At 56.9% G+C, this 21,267-nt stretch carries 6 protein-coding genes; all 6 read left to right on the forward strand.

Going from position 1 to position 21,267, the window contains the following annotated elements; genetic code table 11:
• The first annotated feature begins 37 nt into the window (after positions 1 to 37).
• The 6 genes from traA (at position 38) to IM739_RS06005 (ending at position 21,263) form a co-directional block, all read left to right on the forward strand.
• The gene (gene traA, locus IM739_RS05980) at positions 38 to 3,364 is read left to right on the forward strand and encodes a Ti-type conjugative transfer relaxase TraA (protein WP_237370282.1); all 3,327 of its coding nucleotides are present in this window, start codon (positions 38 to 40) and stop codon (positions 3,362 to 3,364) included.
• Positions 3,365 to 3,833: 469 nt separating this feature from the next.
• Entirely contained in the window at positions 3,834 to 4,508 is a 675-nt protein-coding gene (locus IM739_RS05985; protein WP_237370283.1) for a ParA family protein, read from the forward strand.
• Positions 4,505 to 4,795: a hypothetical protein gene (locus tag IM739_RS05990; RefSeq protein WP_237370284.1), complete on the forward strand. Its 291-nt coding sequence runs from the start codon at positions 4,505 to 4,507 to the stop codon at positions 4,793 to 4,795. The genes IM739_RS05985 and IM739_RS05990 overlap by 4 nt, the downstream gene beginning before the upstream one ends.
• A 640-nt stretch (positions 4,796 to 5,435) precedes the next feature.
• Positions 5,436 to 6,011: a toxin-activating lysine-acyltransferase gene (locus IM739_RS05995; protein ID WP_237370285.1), complete on the forward strand. Its 576-nt coding sequence runs from the start codon at positions 5,436 to 5,438 to the stop codon at positions 6,009 to 6,011.
• Between the two features lie 261 nt (positions 6,012 to 6,272).
• Entirely contained in the window at positions 6,273 to 6,989 is a 717-nt protein-coding gene (locus IM739_RS06000; RefSeq protein WP_237370286.1) for a hypothetical protein, read from the forward strand.
• Positions 6,990 to 7,001: 12 nt separating this feature from the next.
• On the forward strand, positions 7,002 to 21,263 hold the full coding sequence (locus IM739_RS06005) for a calcium-binding protein (protein ID WP_237370287.1): 14,262 nt from the start codon (positions 7,002 to 7,004) through the stop codon (positions 21,261 to 21,263).
• Positions 21,264 to 21,267 lie beyond the last annotated feature (4 nt).

The raw sequence follows: 21,267 nt of genomic DNA on the forward strand, positions 1-21,267 counted from the left end.
GCGCTCCTGTCGTTAGCGACAGGTTTGGGAGATGCGAATGGCGATCTACCATTGCAGCATGAAGCCGGTGGCTCGCAGCGGCGGCAGAAGTGCTGTGGCGGCGATCGCCTACAGAACTGCCAGCCGGATCGTGAATGAGCGGGACGGGTTGGTGCATGACTTCACCCGAAAGACCGGCGTCGTGCATACTGAAATAGTGCTTCCAGAAGGCATCGATGCGAGGTGGGCGCTCGACCGATCGGTATTGTGGAATGCGGCGGAGTTTGCCGAAAAGCGCCGCGATGCGCGGCTGGCGCGGGAGTTCGAGATCGCGCTTCCGCACGAGCTGAATGCCGATCAGCAACTGGCACTCGTGCGGGCTTTTGCCCATGACCTCGCCGATCGGCATGGGGCGGCCGTCGACTTCGCCATTCATGTGCCGCGTGGTGAGAGCGACATCCGCAATATCCATGCCCATGTGATGATGACGACGCGGACGGTCGGGCCCGACGGATTGGGGGAGAAGACCCTTATCGAGCGGGAAAACAAGTGGCTGCTGAACCACGACCTGCCGACGTCACAGATGCAGCTGCGCGAGATCCGCCAGGCCTGGGAGACGCATGCCAACCGGGCACTGATGCGGGCAGGACACGAGGTGAGGATTGATCATCGCTCGCATCTGGAACGCGGTCTCGAGATCGAGCCGACCGAGCATATGGGTGTGCATGCCTCAGAGATCGACAGGCGAGGAGGATCCGTTTCCCGCACACGGATCGATGTGGAAGCGGCGCGGCGCAATGAGGAGTTGATCCGCCGAAAACCGGAACAGGTGCTGACCCTGATTACCGGTGAGAAAAGCGTATTCGACCGCCATGATGTGGCGCGAGCGCTGCATCGCTATATCGACGAACCGCAACGCTTCCAGAACGCCTTTGCCGCGGTGATGGCATCATCCGCATTGGTGGAATTGCGCAAGGAGACGACAAGCGAGCTTGCCCGCTACACGACGCGGGAAATGTTGGAGATCGAGCACGCCATGGCCGCGAGTGCCGACCGCATGGGGCAACACTCCGGCCATGGCGTTAACCGACATCATGTCGATCAGGCGCTGAGGCTACAGGACGAGGCCATCAGGGCAATGACAGAAGGCCTGGGCTCGCGGACAGTTGAACGGAGTGCTTCTGCGTCATCCACAGATAAACCGCTTTTAATGTTGCCGGTGGGCGGCCTGAGCGATGAGCAGCGTCTTGCGATCCGGCATGTCACCGGGCCCGAACAGATCGCTGCCGTGATCGGCTTTGCCGGAGCGGGCAAGTCGACCATGTTGGCTGCTGCGCGCGATGCATGGGAGAGACAGGGGTACAGGGTTCATGGGGCCGCCCTTGCCGGAAAGGCGGCAGAGGGGCTGGAAGAGTCCTCCGGTATTGCCTCGCGCACCTTGGCGTCTTGGGAACATCGCTGGCAGCGTGACCGTGGCCTTCTTGGAAAAGGCGATGTGCTCGTCATCGACGAGGCCGGCATGGTGTCCAGCAGGCAGCTTGGAAAGTTCGTTGCAGAGGTCGAGGCACGCGGTGCAAAACTTGTCCTCGTTGGTGACCATGAACAGTTGCAGGCAATTGGAGCTGGCTCTCCCTTCAGGGTAATCGCCGAGCGGATCGGAGCTGTCGAACTCTCCGACATCCGCAGGCAGAAGCAAGATTGGCAGTGTGAGGCTTCCGTTGCCTTTGCCACGCATCGCACCGGCGACGGTCTCTCAGCCTATGCCGATCGTGGTCATGTCCGGTTTGCTGGCGATCGCGATGAGGCGCGGGTCGCGCTGGTCAGGGATTACCTTGCTGATCTTGAGACACGGGGACGCGGTTCTCGCATCTCACTTGCCCATCGTCGCGTCGATGTGGCTGCCATCAATGCTGATATCCGCGCCGGGCTCCAAGAGCAGGGAAAACTTGCGCGCGGTGAGGAAGATCAGGGTTCATTGGGCCGGGAGGTCGCCTACCAGACCAGTATTGGCCAGCGGTGTTTTGCACCTGACGATCGGATCGTGCTGTTGGAAAACAACCGTGATCTCGGTGTGAAGAATGGCATGCTGGGGACAGTGGTTGCAGTCGAGCCGGACGCAATACAAATTCGGCTCGACGGCGCCGGACCGAGTAGGGTCCGTCTGGTTTCAATACCCGTCAATAGTTACCAATCTTTTGATCATGGTTACGCGACTACGATCCACAAGTCGCAAGGGGCCACCGTTGACCGCGCCTTCGTGTTGGCATCCGGTACGATGGACCGGCACCTGACCTATGTGGCGATGACGCGCCATCGTGATCAGGTTGACCTCTATGTCGGGCGTGACGAGATGAAGGACGTCGCGGCGCTTGCCACCAGCATGGGGCGCTCAGGCGCCAAGGAAAGCGTGCTCGACTACACCGATAGCTTTGCGGCAAGGCGTGGCCTGTCGGAGGGCCTTGGAATGCCAAGCCAGATCTTTGTCGGCAGGCAGGCGCACCGGGCCGATGATCGGCCAGCGGCTCACTACGGCGCTTTGGGTGAGCGCGTTCGCTCGCCCGCCGATCGTCTGCCCTCCAATGTTTCAGGGCAGATTGAGGTTACGGGGAGCGCGTATAGGGAAGATGCGCAGCTGGCCAGGATCGAGCCACTGGTTTCAGCGGTCACCCACTATGCAATCGGCGTCGAAGAGGTGGCGCAGGAGCAAGCGAGGCGGCATTTGCCGCAGGATCTGGATGGCGTGCGATCGGTTGCGTCTCGCGTTTATGCCGATCCTGAGAATTTTGTCCGGTTAATCGCCAAGGAAGTTCAAATGAAGGGCTTTGACGCCGTCGGCTTGGCGCAGGCGATTGCTGGAACGCCTCAGGAGTTCGGGCAGCTCAGGGGCAGGGCAGGGTTGTTGGGTGATGACGTGGAACGCAAGCGGGCGCGGCGGGCTGCTGTCGGTCTCGGCATGCAGGTAGAGCATCTGAGCAACTCTTGGGAAAGACGGGTCTCGGACGCGTATCAGTCAGAGCTATGGAAGCGCGAGAAGCAGGACGTGATCGAGATACCAGGGCTTTCGCCAAGGAGCGAGGCGATCCTGAAGCAGCTGGATTCTACTGAAAGATCCGAGCGGGCAAAGGTCCTGGAAAAGTTGGTTGAGACGCCGGAGGGCCGGAAGGCGCTCGATGAGGCGAGGCAAGTCGTAGCGGCCGTGGAGAAACGGTTTGGCCGCCGTGATCTGCGCGATATCGAGCCGGCGCGGTTGATGGCGGAGGCGGTGGCGGATATCGCCCGGCTACGCGACGTTGCCCGAATGTGTCTGCATGCGGACAGGGCTGAATTGACGCGCAGATATGAGCTCACCCGCACGCAGACTAAGACCCTCGGACTCGGGATGTGATGAGGTAGTTCAGGTCTCGTGGTCGGCGTCCTTCAGCCTGCACGCGGTATTCGCCGGCGGGACGATTGTCGCCCGGGCGACGGCGTTATAGCGCTCGATAGGCCGCTGGCTGATCTGGTCGACATCTTTCCCCGCTCATTGCCGCGTGCCGTCGCGTCGGGGCCGGCCCAGGCGAGGGCCGCCGGAGGTCGATACCTTCGTGCTTTTGGCGCGTAAGGGTCGGTTTCGATGGTTTGTAATGGCCTCAGTCCACGACGTTTTGCTTGGTTTCAGTCCTGGCAAGCAGATCGGGCCGGTCCTCTGCTCACGAGCTCACATGACTGCACCGCTCCGGCTGGGATATATCACTGGAAAATTCGCCAACGTTGACGCACGTTGATGCAGACGCATTGTGACGCGTTATAAAGAATGATAACGGGTTCTGACGCATGTTGATGCCTTTTGATGAGTTTCAGACTGGAGACTGCAGATGCCAGTGATCACCGTAGCAAACCCCAAGGGTGGGGCGGGGAAGTCTACAGCTGCCCTCGTGCTTGCCACGTCGCTTGCGCAGCAGGGCGCCAGTGTCGTCATTCTCGACTGTGATCCGAACAGGGCGATCGAGGGCTGGAGGGCAGGGAATTCTAAGAACCCTGTCATCGTGGATGGTGGGATCACTGAGAGCACGATCACCAGCAAGCTTGATGAGTACCGCAAGAAGTACCAGTTCGTGTTCGTCGATCTGGAAGGAACCGCCAGCCGGCTGATGTCTCGTGCGCTCGCTCGGGCGCAGCTCGTGATCATCCCGATCCAGGCGAGCCCGCCAGATGCGGAACTCGCAGCACGAGCCATCCATCTTATCCGTGAGGAAGAGCAGGCGTTTGAGAAGGCCATTCCCTACAGGGTGCTGTTCACGCGGACGTCGCCGGCGATCGCGTCAAAACTGGAAACGCAGATCACCGCGCAGTTGAAGGCAAGCGAGGTGCCGATGTTTCGGAATCATCTGAATGAGCGGTCCGCCTACAAAGCGATGTTCTTCTACCAGCAGGATCTAGAGGAACTCGATCCGCGCAATGTGAATGGCCTGCCGGCGGCACGGGATAATGCGTTCCGGCTGGCTGAGGAATTGGTCAATCTGGTCATTGATGCGAGGGTTGCGGCATGAGCGGGAAGAACCTTGGTTTTGGCGATAAGCTTGCCAACATTACTCCTGATACGGAGGCGCCAGCGCGGATTCCTGATGCCAGGATCGACGAGGTTGGTGAACGACACGGTTTCATAGCGCGCGAGCCAATCCAGAAGCTGACGCGGCGCAAGCCGTCGGAGCCGTCTGCAAATCTCAACATCCGGCCGCCGATCACGACCTTCAATCGTTTTTTGATTTTTTGCGAGCAAAACCGGATGTCGTACCCCGAGGCGCTGAAGGAGCTGATGGATCGAGCAGGCGTGTGAGCCTTGCGCCGAGAATTGGCTGCGTCAACATTGACGCACGTTAATGGGAGGCCGTCGTATGGCAGATAAGGGCGAAGTCTCATGTCGCTTAATCCTTGTTTGGACGACGTGTCCCGAGGATATGTCGATGGTCACGACATGTTGTGGTGATGAACCGAAGTGCTATCGACGCGCTGCGCCCCGGCGCACCTTAGCCCTTCCATAGAGGCGAAGTTAGCATGCCTTGCACCGTCCAAAGCCTCAGCCCGCTGCTCCTCCCAGGGCGCGCCTGTCGCAGCAGCACATTTCCGACCTCTATGCGGTTCTTTTCGTTTTGGGGACGGGCTGATTAAAACGCGGGAATTGCGGCTCTTGGCCGATCTCTTGGATGGTGAGCGATGAACGGGTGACCGCGCTCGCGCCGGCCGTATAAACCGGCGGGTTATGGTAGGTCATTATTGACGTCGCGGTCCGAGTGTTCGCACTGGGCCAGCACAGGGAACGTATCCGACACGCTTGCTGCCGTGGCGGATGTCACAGTTCGTTCGACCGGGATTGGCAATAGCTTGACAGCAGATGCCCCATTGCTCATCCTCGCGATGGTTGTGTCGGCTATTATAGTTCGCGCAATGTTTCATCTACGATTTTTCAAGGAGGGATTATGTCGGACGTCGCTGGCGAGGCAGTCGCAAAGACCGAACTATCATCGGAAGCATTGGAAAAGCTCGCCGGCATCAAGACTGCGATCCATTCCTCATTCGGTCAGGTTGTGTTGGCCATGAGTTCGGTGCCTCGCTACCGGCACCAAACGCTCGCCGACCTGGCTCATCTGGTCGTTGATCCGCTGGCGCGTGACTGCATTGCCATTGCATCTCCCAAGCCTGCAGGCGATTCGGATCCGAAGGCCGCCCTGGCACCTGCTGCGATTGCAATCTGGGCCAGTGTCTCGGAAGAGGTTGAGGTCAAGCTCAAGGAGCAGATCAAGGCGGGTGCTTTCCCGGTACGCCTGAAACCGTCGGAGTGGAAGAGCGGCGAGAAGGTCTGGCTGCTGGATGTGATCGCGCCGACGCGGGAAATGGCAACGATGGTGCTGAAGAGTTTCAATCATGTCGCGAAGAGTGAGCAGGTCAGCATTCATCCGCTTGTTGCGCAACTGGTGGATCGTGAGGTGCTGAAGCAGTTGGTGTCTGCCGGTGCGCAAGGCTCCGAGGCTAGCTCGTCCCCGACGATAAATTGACGCTGTTACTCCATTCGCGGAGGGAGGCCACGTGATGCGAGAGCTGGGGATATCAGGGGTCACGACAGATCCAACTGGTTCTAGTGAAGCAATCAGTCTGACGCTTGCGATTGTCAAGACGAGGCTCAGCGTTACGTCACAAACGTGCGCACCAGCCCTGCAGGATGAGGTTGCGGAACACGGAATTGGTCGATTTTGGTGGCCAGCACCAGATTTTTTTCCATTGCGCTTCCTCGGAACTGTCGATCGCAGGTTTTCGCGATGAGATCCTTTGTCGTTGGTGTTCTCACGCTCTTGGTATTGTCCTTGGGGACTACCGTCTACGCTTACCATGAGGGAGAGCTTTTCGGTTTTAAGTGGTGGTCCTGGAAGCAGAAACTGACCATCGAGGTAGAGACCCCTCGAGGCATTCAGGCAGCGAGTGCCGTTACCGAAGCAAGCTGGAGCATGACGCCCACATGGTTCAAGATCGGCGATAGCGGCGGCGGGCCGGGTCTCGGCAGCCTGAGAGGCGAAGCCGTCGTTTTGGAACTTGAGCCTGGACACTACTTGTTTGCCTTGCTGAAGGACTACTCGGCCATGACCGCAGTTCAGGTTTTTGCCGGGCCGGACTTCAAGCCCGGTTTGCGAAACGACTATGTCGCGGCGCTCGACCGACTGGTCGCGATCACGGAGACCCGCAGCCTGGCACCCGAAGATTATCCGCTGCTCGTCACCTTTGACGACATCAACGACCCGGCCAGCGTTCGCCGCGTCAGTCCCGGCGATCTCGCCGCCATACTCGGTCCCGGATACCGGCTCAATGCCATCACCCTGTCGATCACCGAGGAGCCGGTGACCGAGGGCAAGGTGGAGGGTGTGCTGGGGTGGTTGCGAGACCGCAACGTGATGGAGCGTCCTGGCTGGTTGAGGCTTCCGCTTGAAAGTCGACGAGCTATCAGTGGGCTCCTGACGCATTTCCCTGAATTTAAAGGCTAAGAAAGGCTAAACATGTCTATTTCCAACGACCTTTTCATGTCTATACTTTCAATGGACGCCTACAATAGAGAATATGATGCAGGAATTGTTTTGGACGGCTCCAAAGTCGGCGACGCTGAGATTAAAGATCATGAGGCATCAGGCCTAACACCAGCTGAGTACGAAGCTTGGCAGGCCGCCGGCTTCTACGCCGTCGCCTATGACTGGAACGGTCAGACCGTGATTTCATACCGCGGTACGAACGCCGACATGTTGCTTCAAGATGCCTTGAACGGTTATGGCCTTGGGGCGGGATATCCCTACAATGATCAGGCATGGCTTGCTGCGGAATTTTTTCAGGCCGTGACGGGCACTACGGCGTCAGATCCCCGTTCTTCGAACGTCATCCTGACCGGCCACTCTCTGGGTGGCGGACTGGCGGGCTTCATTGCGTCCATTTATGGACAGGATGCGTACATCTTTGACAACATGACATTCGAGGCCGGTGCCAACAAGCTCTACGATTTGGCGACAAGCTCTTCAGTTGCCGATCAGGCGGAGTATGCACTGATGCTGTCGATCTGGGGTGACTACTTCAACGGTTTAACACCGTGGGGCTCCTTGGGCAGTGAATTTTTAAATGAGCAGATCAAAGCTTATGCCATTTTTGGAGAGCTGCTCACCCCGCTTCGCTACACCTTCCAACAGCAAACCACGGTAACTGAGCTTCAGAACCACGGCGGCTTGCTACAAAATCCTTTGACCCTCCATAGCATGTCGATGCTGACCATCGTCATGTTCGCCGAGGATGTCGGTAGCGAAAACTCCGGAAGCTATCATCCCTACACCCAATGGCATACGATCGGGAGGCTACTCTGGGATGCGTTGCTGAGCGATGAGGTGGGCGCAAGTGCTGAGTTCGGCAACTTGGCCGGCAGTAGCGACCTCAGTGATAGGCTGATGACGGCCATTGCCTATTCCGCGCTCGACAGCGGCTCGGCGGGCGCTGATGCTGGTTACGGCTATGTGTTTGGCAACACCGGCATCCGCGCGATGTTCGGCGACGCTGACGAGCTGGGAAGCCTGGTGTCAGCCGGCAAGGTGTCTGAAACGCTTGAGGACGCGATGCCGGGCCTGCTGCAAGCCGTCGTGCAGTTCGCTGGCCTGATGGCGAACAGGGGGATTAACTATCGCGATTATCAAGGCGAGGATCAGCCTTTCGATCCCCTAGAAGGCGTGATTGCATTGAGTGACCTTGATGGCAATTTGACGAATAGTGGATTGTCAGCCGTCATCCTGAAGCTTTCGGTCAATCAGGATCTGTGGAAGCTTGGCGCTGACGCTGGCGCTGCGGATGTCGAGATCCTGGGGCTCGGGACGCTTGTCGAGGATCTGCTCGACCAAGCGAGCTCCGGTCTTGACGCGGAAACCATCAAGAAGGCGATGCAGGAACTTTATGCCGGCGGTGACACGGAATTCTCCGTGACAAAGGCGATTGGATCGGTGGAGTTCAACCTTGCGCAGGGTCCCATCAATCTCACCCTGCCGGAGTTGGCCTCTGGCTTCGATGCGACCCATACCGCTCTGTATGTCGCCGGCGACGCATCCGACACCATTCACGGCAGCAGCCAGAACAATATGATTGCGGGCGCTGATGGCGATGACGTCATTTATGGTCGGCTGGGGCGTGATCTTCTTCTAGGAGGGGATGGTTCCGACCTGTTTGTCGACTCCGTTACCGAACGCAGCGAAATGGATGGACGCCAGAACGAAGACGACGTCTATATCGGCAGCAGCCAGTATACCGGGCTTGTGACCAACTTCCGGCAATGGCTGCTCAATGGCGATGAGACGGACGTCGTCCGCTATACCGTCGATAATCTGGCCGAAGACGACCCTGAGACGCCGGAGGATGAGGGCGCCATTCAAGAGCAGGGCGTGCGTGTGACTGACATCGGAGTAACTCCGGAACTCGGAGGCTCCGAAGCCATCAAGCTTACCGTCACGGACCTCGCAAGTGGCAGCAGCGGCACGGACCATCTGATCGGCATTGAGAAAATTGAGCTCTCTGATCGCGCTGATGAGATCCTCGTTACGGACGACGCGCTTGAAGCGGCCATCCTGATCGACATGGGGAAATCGGGGCGTGTCGAAAGCGAATTGCCGGACGGCGAGACGCTTGCTCCCGATGCATTCATGACCAAGGTGGATGTCGCGGACTACTCGGGCCTTTCGCATGGCATCAACTATCTAAACGGTGTCACTTCCGAGCGGCAGCAGGTCAGCTCGCTTGAAGGCGTATTCCAGTGGGCGGGCTGGGACGACGAATTGTTGACCGTCGCCGACTACGCCGCGAAAGGCGCGCTAGGTCACAACGATGCGCTTCAGATTGTCGGGGCCGACAGGATCAAGCTTACGGACCACGACGACGTGCTGATCAATGCCGAGTTTGGGTCGATCATCGAGACGGGCGCGGGTGACGACAAGATCTGGCTCTCAGACGGCGTTGCGATTGCGGACCTTAGCAACGACGACCGGATAACCCTGGCCGGGATCATCACACTTTACGGTGGCATGCGAAACTCCGTCTCCGAGGATCCCCGTGCCTGGGGCGCATACGGAACCGCGTATGGGTTAAACGACGCCGGTGAATTGGTCATCTCAAACGCCTTCTGGAAGGTCACCTATATCGATGAGAATGGCGTGCCGCAGAGTAAGGCCGCCGAAATGTACGTGCTGAACTGGGCTGCGACTTATGGCGCGGGAACCAGCTGGGCTACGGGTGCGGGTAATATCAGCCTCATCGAATACACGATCACGTCTTCGAGGTTACTCGACCTGACAGGTGACGAGAAGGGCACCGTGTCGTTTGTCGGTGCCGGGCTGTTCGAGCTTCTTGGCTACTACATGAAGACCATTACGGGTGAAGCCAGTTTCGGCAATACCGATCCGCTGGTTCTGGACCTGGATGGCGATGGGGTCGAGCTCACTTCGCTCGATCACTCCAAGGCGCGCTTCGACACCGATAATGATCTTTATGCGGAGGCGACCGGCTTCGTCGGCAAGGACGACGGTATCCTTGTCCGCGACATCAATGGTGATGGAAAGATCAACAGTGCCGCCGAAATGTTCGGCGGTGGTGGCGTGACTGGATTTGGAGCTCTATCGGCTCTCGATGGAAACGCGGACGGCGTGATCGACGCAAGCGATAACGGGCTCGCGGATTTCGACGGTGACGGTGATGTCGATGCGAATGACCGTTTCGACAGGCTGATGGTCTGGCAGGATCGCAACGAGAACCATGCTACCGATCTCGGAGAACTCAAGTCGGTGAGCGAATGGGGGATCGCGTCTATCGCCATCCCTGGGCAAGGCCAGGGCGCCAGCGGTCAGGTAGTGGCAGGCAATACGATCGATCGCGTCTCAAGCTACACACTTTCCGACGGGACCGTGAGGACTGTGGCGGATGTCTCGTTCAAGGTTGAAAACCAGAATACGACCTATGTCGGTCAACCGATCGCGATCTCGACTTCAGTGCTCGATCTGGCGAACCTCAAGGGCTATGGAACGCTCGTCGCTCTGCATGAAGCCATGAGCCTGCGACCTGCGAGCGAGACCACGGTCCGCACGACGCTGGACAATCTGTCGTCCAACGACCTTGCGACCCTGCGTGACGAGATCAAGCCGATCCTGCGCGCCTGGGCGGAAGGATCACCCGTTAAGGTCAATGGGCAGGTGACAACGGGGGTCGTATCCCAGAATGCCTATGAAGACCTGGTTGTCGTCAAGGACGCATCCGGCAAGGTCGTAGATTACGTCTGGGGTTTCTCCCAGTCCGGCCAAGCTTTTGGGGACTTTGCGAACGAAACTAGCCCAGGCGCTCGGTTCGCCTTCGCTTCCGGGGTGATTGTTTCCTTAGGTGGGGCATATGGCGCAGGGATCGACGAGCGGACGGATCTTTCTGCATTGATCGGCTCGCTGGCTGAAGATGGTGCGGTCAGTGTGGCAGCCGGGTCTACAGTCGACGCGAGCGGAAAGACGGTTGGATATCTGCAGTATGCGTCACCGGACGGCTATGTCCGGATCTATCATCAGGGCAGTTCATCCTGGTCGAGTGCGCTCAGCAGCGCGGCTGACCACAGCCTGCCTGCCGGTTTCAGCTTCACTGATATCGCCGCAGAAGACTTCGCATTCTATGAGCGCCTGATCGGAGAGTCTCTGCAGCCGTTCTTTGTTAAGCCCGATTCGGCCAGCGGCGGTTACAACGCGGTCAATGAGTTTCTGTCCAAAATGGAAGGGACGCTCAATCTCTTTGCGGTCAGGCTTGCCGTTCAAAGCGGCCCGCTGTCGCATCACTTTGACAGCATCGTCTATGACGCCGCGAAAGACCAGTTCCGGAGCGCAGATGGACATCAGCTGTCGGACGTATTCGATAGCGTATTGAATGACGCTGAAACTGGGGGCAATGCATTTACTGAATTGCAGGGATGGAAGCCCTTCTTCGATGTGTTCCTGGCGGACTATTCAAGAGGCAGTTCTGCCAAGCAGGTGAGCTATTCGTTCCTGGTCCAGAATATGCTGCATGCGGTGGAGCAGGCTGCTGGTGGCGTTACCATTGAGCAGTTCGCGCAGGCTTTCGGTGTGCCACAGGACATTATCGTGTCCGGCGCGGGCGAGCTGACTGGGACCTCTGACATTGATCTCTTCATCATCGATGGAGGCGAGACCTTGGCATCGGGCGGGGCGGGCGCCGACAGTTACGTGATCGGTCGCAATTTCGGTTCGGTTACGATCTACGACAATGATGGAGCACTTGGTTCCGACGTCGACACGATCCGTTTCTCTGGCCACAGTGCTGCAGATATTGAGGCGACAAGAGATGGAATCGACCTGATCCTGACGGACAAGGCGACGGGCGCTTCCATTCGGATCACAAATCAGTTCGAGGGGCGTTGGCCCGGGTCGATGATTGGTGATGCCTCTTTCGACTACGGCGTAAATCAAATCATCTTTGCGGATGGTTCGTTGTGGAACAAGGTCGACATTGCCGAGCAGGTTTCGAAGATCGATGATGCATCGACCACTATCATTGGTACTGCGGATGTGGACGTTTTACAGGGTGGTGGCGGAGACGATATCCTGCAGGGCGCAGGTGACACGGACATCTACCGCTACAGCTTGGGTGATGGCAACGACACGATCATTGATCTGGAAAACAACAGTTTCCGCAATGACATGGACATGCTGCAGTTCCTTGGCGGTATCCGGATCGGTCACCTGACCTTTTCCAGGGAAGGAAACTCCAGTGACATTATGGTCGGGTTCAAGGATGGGATCGAGGGCAGCATCACCATCCAGGGCCAGTACGACGCCACCTACACCGGGGTTTATGGCACGTGGCGTCAGTATCAGATTTCCCTGTTCACATTCGATGACGGGTCAAGCCTGACATCGGATCAGGTAGCTGACTTGATCCTGGATCAATATTCGACGGACGGGGATGACGTACTCTATGGCATGAGCCGGGAGGATGTTCTTCGCGCCGGCAAAGGGGACGACTACATCTCCGGTGGCAACGAGTCCGACACATATGTTTTTTCCCGTGGTGATGGGCATGACATCATCGAAGACAATATGACGAACATTCTGTCGGGAACTTCGGACACGCTAGTATTTTCGGCGGATATTCATGCCGAGGACATCGTCCTCGGACGAGATCCGGAAAACGACAATTCTATCGTGCTCTCATTCGCGGGCACCGCCGACAGTGTCACTCTGAGAAATCAGTATGATTATGCCGCGACGGGTGTCTTCGGTAACGTTTTTTTTGATCGAATTGAAACCATCAAATTCACGGACGGGTCACAAGCCATCTGGTCCTGGCAGGACATAGCGACATGGGTTCTCCAGCAGGCTGCCACCGATGGTAACGATACGATCCACGGCTTTGCCATTGACGACGTGCTTTCTGGAGGTGCAGGGGATGACTTCCTGTCCGGAGGCAACGGCGACGACACTTACCTGTTTGGTTACGCGTACGGCAATGACACTATCTACGAACGAAACCTCGGCGCTCTCAGCGGCGGCGACGCCGACAAGGTCCTCTTCCAAGGCGAAATCACTGCTGATGATGTTGCGATAACGCGAAACGCAAATGCCTACGACCTCGTTATCAGCTTAACGGCCACGGGTGAGACGCTGACGCTCAAAAATCAAACCGACTACAATGCCATCAACTATCACCCGGACCAGGTTGACGAGTTCCACTTCTCTGATGGTACCGTTTGGACTGCGGCATATTTGCGCGCTCAGTATCTGCTGCAGGCGAAAACAGACGGCGACGACATCATCACCGGCTTTTTCTCGAACGATACGCTAGACGGCGGGGCTGGTGACGACGTCCTATACGGCGGAGATGGTTCGGACACGTACATATTCGGGCTGGGCTACGGGCATGATATCATTGAAGAAATATGGCGCATCGTCACACGTCCGGAAGACGACAGGGTGGTCTTTGGAGAGGGAGTGACGCTTGCAGAGACCGATTTCACGCGAGCCGGGGATGACGGTGAAGATCTTCTGATCACCCTGACCCAATCCGGCGAAACACTTCTTATCCGAAATGAATTTCATTACTGGCCCTTCGACCAGACGGACGTCGAGGAGTTCCAGTTTGCCGATGGCAGCAGCATTTCCAAGCAAGAGATAAAATTGCAGTTGCTGACCAGCACGGCCGCCGACGAAACAATAAACGGCTTTGGTGGAAGCGACACCTTCACTTATTCCCGCGGTAGCGGGGATGACATCATCAATGATGCGATCCTGGGCGGATCGAACGACCAGCTTGTCTTTACTGACATCAACCCAGACGACGTTACTTTGGTCCGGGATGGGAACGACGTCACGCTCATCATCGCCGAAAGCAGTGTCGGAGCAGGAGATGGCGGATCGGTTCGCCTGAACGGAACGCTGTTGAACTACTATGACACCGGCGTCGATAAAATTGTCTTTGCGGATGGTACCGTCTGGATGTGGTGGCAGATGAAGGATGCTCTGCTGGTCAGCACCTCGGCCGATGAAACGTTCAATGGCACGAAAAGCAGCGATGTCTTCATCTATTCCCGCGGCGGCGGAAACGACATATTCAACGACGAGATGTTGGGGGGCGCGAACGACAAGCTGGTCTTCACCGACATCAATCCGGAAGACGTAACATTCGTTCGCGACGGCAATGATGTGATTCTTGTCATTGCCGAGAGCGCTGAAGGAACTGCGGACGGTGGCTCGGTCAGACTGAATCAGACGCTGCAAAATTACTACGACACCGGCATTGAATATGTGGTGTTTGCGGATGGTACGACCTGGTCTCACGGCGATATGCGCGCTATGGCCGTCGCATCGGCGCAGACATCGGGGGACGACACTATCGTTGGATTCGACCACAATTCGGAGACAATCGAAGGTGGTCTTGGCAACGATACTCTCAATGGCAAAGGGGGGAGCGACACCTATGTTTACGCTCGCGGGGATGGCGAGGATATCATTGATGATCCGATGCAGGGGGGCAGCAACGACAAACTCGTCTTCACTGATATCAACTCCAACGAGGTAAGCCTTGTTCGCGACGGGGATGATGTCACGCTGGTGATCGCCGAAAGCAGCGCAAACGCGGGTGACGGTGGGTCAGTTCGATTGAACGGGACAGTCCGTAATTACTTCGACACAGGGGTCGACAAGGTCGTTTTCGCGGATGGAACCGAATGGACTTACCTCCAGATCCGCAACATGCTGCTGACCAGTACCAATGCTGACGAGATCATGAACGGCACAGCCTCCAGCGACAGTTTCACCTATTCGCGGGGTGGTGGCCACGATGTCATCAATGATGCGATGCAGGGAGGCAGCAACGACCGGCTGGTCTTCACTGACATAAATCCCGATGACGTGAGCATCACACGCGACGGAGATGACGTCACGCTCGTCATTGCGGAAAGCACCGAAGGTGCCGGTGACGGTGGTTCTGTTCGTCTCAATGGAACCTTGCGCAATTATTTCGACACTGGTGTGGACAAAGTCGTGTTTGCCGATGGAACCGTTTGGGCGCCGGCGGACATGCGAGAAATGGCGATCACTCAGGCACAAACGTCCGGAGACGACACTGTCGTCGGTTTCAACAACAGTTCGGATACAATTGAAGGTGGCTTGGGCGACGACAACCTCGATGGCCTGGGAGGGAGCGACACCTACCTGTACTCCAGAGGAGATGGGCACGATACAATCAGCGAACCCATGGTGGGCGGGAGTAGTGACCAGCTGAAGTTCACGGATATAAATTCTGACGAAGTCAGTTTTATTGCGAATGGCGATAATGTTACCGTGGTGATAGCTGAAAGCGATGAAGGTGCGAATGACGGAGGTTCCGTCTTGCTGATCGGCACCTTGCGCAATTACTTCGACACCGGCGTGGAGAAGATCGAGTTTGCCGATGGCGCTGTGTGGACCATTTCTGAAATTAAAGCCGCACTGATCCGGCAGATGGAAAGTGCTGGCGATGATGTGGTCACAGGCTTCAGCTCCGACGACATTATCAATGGCGGGCTTGGTGATGACACTCTGACAGGTGGTGACGGTAACGATACCTATATTTACGCCAGAGGTGATGGAAACGACACAATCAACGAAGCTTCGGATTACTGGGGTGCCGCTGACACGCTGTATTTTGTCGACGTAAGTCCCGCACATGTCAGCTTTAGTTACTCTGCGGCAGGTCTTCTATTTTCTATAGCCGAAAGTGCTGATGGCGCCGGTGACGGTGGAACGGTGCTGGTGGCTGGCAGTCTCGATGAGTATAGGGAACGAGGCATCGAGAGTATTGTTTTCGATGACGGCACGGTATGGACAATTGGCGCGATTCGAACCGCACTATTGGGCGGTGAAACCGATGGTGATGATGACATCGCGGGCTTTGACGGCAGCGATGTTCTCAACGGCGGTCATGGTGATGACGTCCTGACGGGCAATGGCGGCGACGACACGTATACCTATGCACGCGGGGACGGTCATGACACGATTATTGAGACTGGGGACTATTGGGGACAAGGCGACAGAATTGTTTTCGCCAGCGTTAATCCCGAAGACGTGACGTTGGTACGTAGTGGTTCTGATTTGAAGGTCGTCATCGCTGAAAGCGAAATAGGGGCGGGTGACAGTGGCTCAATCCTGATCAAGGATACGTTGGCTGGCGCATATCAGCGGGGCATTGAGCAGATCGTCTTCGCTAACGGTACCATTTGGACACGTGCCGATTATCTGAATCTCGTGTTGAGCCACATTGGTACTGCCAGCAGTGATACGATTGCAGGAACAAGCGCAGCAGACATCATTTCCGGCGGTCTCGGCAACGACACGATCAACGGCGGCGCCGGGGACGACACCTATGTTTATGCCCGTGGCGACGGCCACGACACCATCACTGAGGCCAGCAACAATGGTTCTGCCGACAAGATCGTCTTCGCCGACATCAATGCCAGTGATGTCAGCCTTTCCTATTCCGGCATTGATCTGACGATTACGATTGCCGAAAGCGCGGCAGGGGCCGGCGACGGTGGTTCGATCCTGCTGAAAGAGACGCTGGACGACTACTACGGCCGCGGTGTCGAGAGCATCGTGTTCGCTGACGGCACGACATGGAATGCCGCAACTATCCGGGCGCTTGCGATCACAGCCCGACAGACTGACGGCAACGACACCATCACCGGCTTCAACACTGCGGAAACCTATGACGGCGGTCTCGGCAACGACACGATCAACGGCGGCGCCAAGGACGACACCTATGTTTATGCCCGTGGCGACGGCCACGACACCATCACTGAGGCCAGCAACAATGGTTCTGCCGACAAGATCGTCTTCGCCGACATCAATGCCAGTGATGTCAGCCTTTCCTATTCCGGCATTGATCTGACGATTACGATTGCCGAAAGCGCGGCAGGGGCCGGCGACGGTGGTTCGATCCTGCTGAAAGAGACGCTGGACGACTACTACGGCCGCGGTGTCGAGAGCATCGTGTTCGCTGACGGCACGACATGGAATGCCGCAACTATCCGGGCGCTTGCGATCACAGCCCGACAGACTGACGGCAACGACACCATCACCGGCTTCAACACTGCGGAAACCTATGACGGCGGTCTCGGCAACGACACGATCAACGGCGGCGCCAAGGACGACACCTATGTCTATGCCCGTGGCGACGGCCACGACACCATCACTGAGGCCAGCAACAATGGTTCTGCCGACAAGATCGTCTTCGCCGACATCAATGCCAGTGATGTCAGCCTTTCCTATTCCGGCATTGATCTGACGATTACGATTGCCGAAAGCGCGGCAGGGGCCGGCGACGGTGGTTCGATCCTGCTGAAAGAGACGCTGGACGACTACTACGGCCGCGGTGTCGAGAGCATCGTGTTCGCTGACGGCACGACATGGAATGCCGCAACTATCCGGGCGCTTGCGATCACAGCCCGACAGACTGACGGCAACGACACCATCACCGGCTTCAACACTGCGGAAACCTATGACGGCGGTCTCGGCAACGACACGATCAACGGCGGCGCCAAGGACGACACCTATGTTTATGCCCGTGGCGACGGCCACGACACCATCACTGAGGCCAGCAACAATGGTTCTGCCGACAAGATCGTCTTCGCCGACATCAATGCCAGTGATGTCAGCCTTTCCTATTCCGGCATTGATCTGACGATTACGATTGCCGAAAGCGCGGCAGGGGCCGGCGACGGTGGTTCGATCCTGCTGAAAGAGACGCTGGACGACTACTACGGCCGCGGTGTCGAGAGCATCGTGTTCGCTGACGGCACGACATGGAATGCCGCAACTATCCGGGCGCTTGCGATCACAGCCCGACAGACTGACGGCAACGACACCATCACCGGCTTCAACACTGCGGAAACCTATGACGGCGGTCTCGGCAACGACACGATCAACGGCGGCGCCAAGGACGACACCTATGTTTATGCCCGTGGCGACGGCCACGACACCATCACTGAGGCCAGCAACAATGGTTCTGCCGACAAGATCGTCTTCGCCGACATCAATGCCGGCGAGATAACTATCGTGAGGAACGGCAATGACCTTACAGTATTTATTTCCGATAATCTTCCGGGCACCGGTCACGCGGGGTCTATCCTGATCAGGGATACAGTTGATGGCTCCAGTGAAAAGGGCGTCGAGAAGATCGTGTTTGCTGATGGGACGGCATGGTCCCGAACGGAGATGATTGCGAACATTGTCTATGTCGGCGGCACGGACGGCAACGACACAATCAATGGCACCGCTGGTGCAGATGCTGAAATCCGGGCCGGACTGGGAAATGACGCCCTGAACGGACTGGCGGGAGGCGACACGTACGTATACCGCCTTGGGGACGGCAGCGACGTCATCACCGAAGTCACTTCGGGGACGGACGTCGATACGCTGGCATTAACCGATCTCAACCTTGCGGATATCAGGTTCGAACGGGCAATCGGAAATACCAGCGATGTTCTCATTCGTGTTCTGCAAACTGGGGAAACCGTCACCCTCAAAAGCCAATACAACCAAGCTGGTGGAGTCGAGCGCATCTCCTTTGCCGATGGGACGGCCCTGGGCGGAAACGACTGGAGCCTGGACACATATCTCCTGAGTAATGTTGTCATCGCCGGCACTGTTGGGAATGACACGCTTTCTGGAACGAGTGGCAACGATTCTTTCATCGGTGGTCTTGGCGATGACAGGTTCAATAGCGGGGCTGGCAGCGACAGCTATGGCTATGCTCGTGGCGACGGAAGCGACAGGATCGTGGAAGACTCCGGGGCCACTTCGGAAACTGACGTTCTCAAGCTTCTGGATCTAGAGTCGGATGATGTGCAGCTTTCAAGGATTGGCGACACGCTGTTCGTTGATGTGATTCCTGACAACGCAAGAATCACGATCGACTGGCAATTCCGGTCGCCGATGGAGGCGTGGGGTATTGAGAACATTACCTTTGCAGACGGCACCACATGGGATCGGAACTATATTCGGGACAATGCTTGGATTAGGGGTACCGTCGGCGATGATAGCCTGGTGACTGGCCAAAGCGACAACAACACCTTCTTCGGCGGACTCGGTGACGATTTGCTTCAGTCTGCCTACGCACGCGGCGGAGCCAACGGCGGAGGAGCGAACGGCAACGATCGTTTCATCTATAATCTCGGTGACGGCAACGATATCATCTTCGACGGATCCCACTCGAAGACAGAGACGGATCGCTTGGTGCTGAATGGTATCAACCCCGAGGATGTGGAGGTGAGCATCTCGGGTTCTGACATCGCGATCAGGATTGTTCCGACAGGACACGTAATTCTCGACGAAGGCGCGATGTGGAACCGAGCAACTGTCGGTCAGGGCCTCGATGAGCTCGAGTTTGCGGATGGCACTGTGTGGAACCGGGACCAAATCACACAAGCGGCCTGGATGAGGGGAACGGCTGGCAACGATAGCCTCGTTGCCGGTCAGAGTGACAACAACACCTTCTTCGGCGGACTCGGTGACGATTTGCTCCAGTCTGCTAACGCACGCGGGGCAGCCAATGGCGGAGGAGCGAACGGCAACGATCGTTTCATCTACAATCTGGGTGACGGCAACGATATCATTTTCGACGGATCCCACTCGAAGACGGAGACGGACCGCTTGGTACTGAATGGTATCAATCCCGAGGATGTTGAGTTGAGCGTCACGGGTATTGACATCACGATCAAGATTGTTCCGACTGGACATTTAATTCTCGACGAAGGCGCGATGTGGAACCGAGCAACTGTCGGTCAGGGTCTTGATGAGATCGAGTTCGCGGATGGCACTGTATGGAACCGGGAACAGATCACGCAGGCGGCCTGGATCATCAGGGGAACGGCAGGTAATGATGTACTGAGTGGTACAAGCGGCAATGATACTTTCGCTGGCGGTCTGGGTGATGATCGTTACAACGGCGGCGCCGGCAGTGATACTTATTCGTATTCTTCCGGCGACGGCAGCGACACGATCCAAGACTTGGATAATATCGCTACCGAATTCGACGTCCTGAAATTTGTCGATCTACTCCAATCCGATGTCAGGTTTACGATCGAGGGTGCGGCACTTCGGATAGATTTGCTCGGCAGAAACCAGCATATTACAGTCGACGGCCAGTATACGAGCTCAGGCGGCTATCAGGGGATTGAGCGCATTGAATTCGCTGACGGCAGTTTTCTGAACCGGATAGATATTGTTGCGTCCCAGAACGTCACTGAAACAGGAAGCAGCAATGACGATCAATTCAGTTCGTCAAGCGCAGCGCAGACATTTCTAGGCGGAGATGGATTCGACACAGTTGACTACAGCGCGTCAACGCAGGCCATCATACTGGATATCAGCACAGGCGGAACGTCGGGCGATGCTGCTGGAGATACCTACAACTCAATCGAACGCATCATGGGTACGCAGTTCGCCGATTACATCGTCGGCGACGATCGGGAGAACATGTTCCTTGGCAACGATGGTGGCGATGTTCTGGATGGCGGAACGAACGACGACCAGTTGATCGGCGGGCTCGGGGATGACCTCCTGCACGGCGGACTGGGGAGTGATACCTATATCTACCTGTCCGGTGAGGGGAGTGATCAGATTTATGATGATGCATCGCTTGCCGGCGATAGTGATTCCCTCAGATTTGACGATTTGAGTTCTTCCGACATTTTCTTGGCTAGATCGGGAACCGATCTACGTGTCACCGATCTCAGAACCGGTGATGTGATCACGGTCGCAGACCAATTCAGCTCCGAAACGGCTCTTGATGGTATCGAGAGGATTGATTTTGTGGACGGAACGTCCATAGGCCGCTCTTCCCTTCTCCAGTTCGTGGACGCGGGGCTATTGGCACCCGTTGTCGGAACTGGTGGGAACGACACGTTGGTCGGATCCGCCGACAACGACTCTTTCTACGCGTTGTCAGGCAATGACATCATCACAACTGGCGCAGGAAACGACAGTATCGTCTTTCGACCAAACTTCGGCGCAGACACGATCACAGATTTCGTGGCCGGATCCGGTTCTGACGATGTGCTGGCTCTGGATCACCGGCTGTTTGCTGATTTCGAGGCAGTCTTGTCAGCCGCAGCACAAGTTGGCAGCGATACGGTCATCAACTACGATGTAGGCCATTCTATCACGCTCAAGAATGTCAACCTTGTCAGTCTGCATCAGGACGACTTCCGGTTCGTGGCATGATCTG

Source organism: Rhizobium sp. SL42, from assembly GCF_021729845.1.
Classification (GTDB): domain Bacteria; phylum Pseudomonadota; class Alphaproteobacteria; order Rhizobiales; family Rhizobiaceae; genus Allorhizobium.

Excerpts from the sequence above, each read along its gene's own strand:
- IM739_RS05990 (WP_237370284.1), top strand. The coding sequence starts at position 4,505 with ATGAGCGGGAAGAACCTTGGTTTTGGCGATAAGCTTGCCAACATTACT.
- traA (WP_237370282.1), top strand. The coding sequence starts at position 38 with ATGGCGATCTACCATTGCAGCATGAAGCCGGTGGCTCGCAGCGGCGGC.
- IM739_RS06000 (WP_237370286.1), top strand. The coding sequence starts at position 6,273 with ATGAGATCCTTTGTCGTTGGTGTTCTCACGCTCTTGGTATTGTCCTTG.
- IM739_RS05985 (WP_237370283.1), top strand. The coding sequence starts at position 3,834 with ATGCCAGTGATCACCGTAGCAAACCCCAAGGGTGGGGCGGGGAAGTCT.
- IM739_RS05995 (WP_237370285.1), top strand. The coding sequence starts at position 5,436 with ATGTCGGACGTCGCTGGCGAGGCAGTCGCAAAGACCGAACTATCATCG.
- IM739_RS06005 (WP_237370287.1), top strand. The coding sequence starts at position 7,002 with ATGTCTATTTCCAACGACCTTTTCATGTCTATACTTTCAATGGACGCC.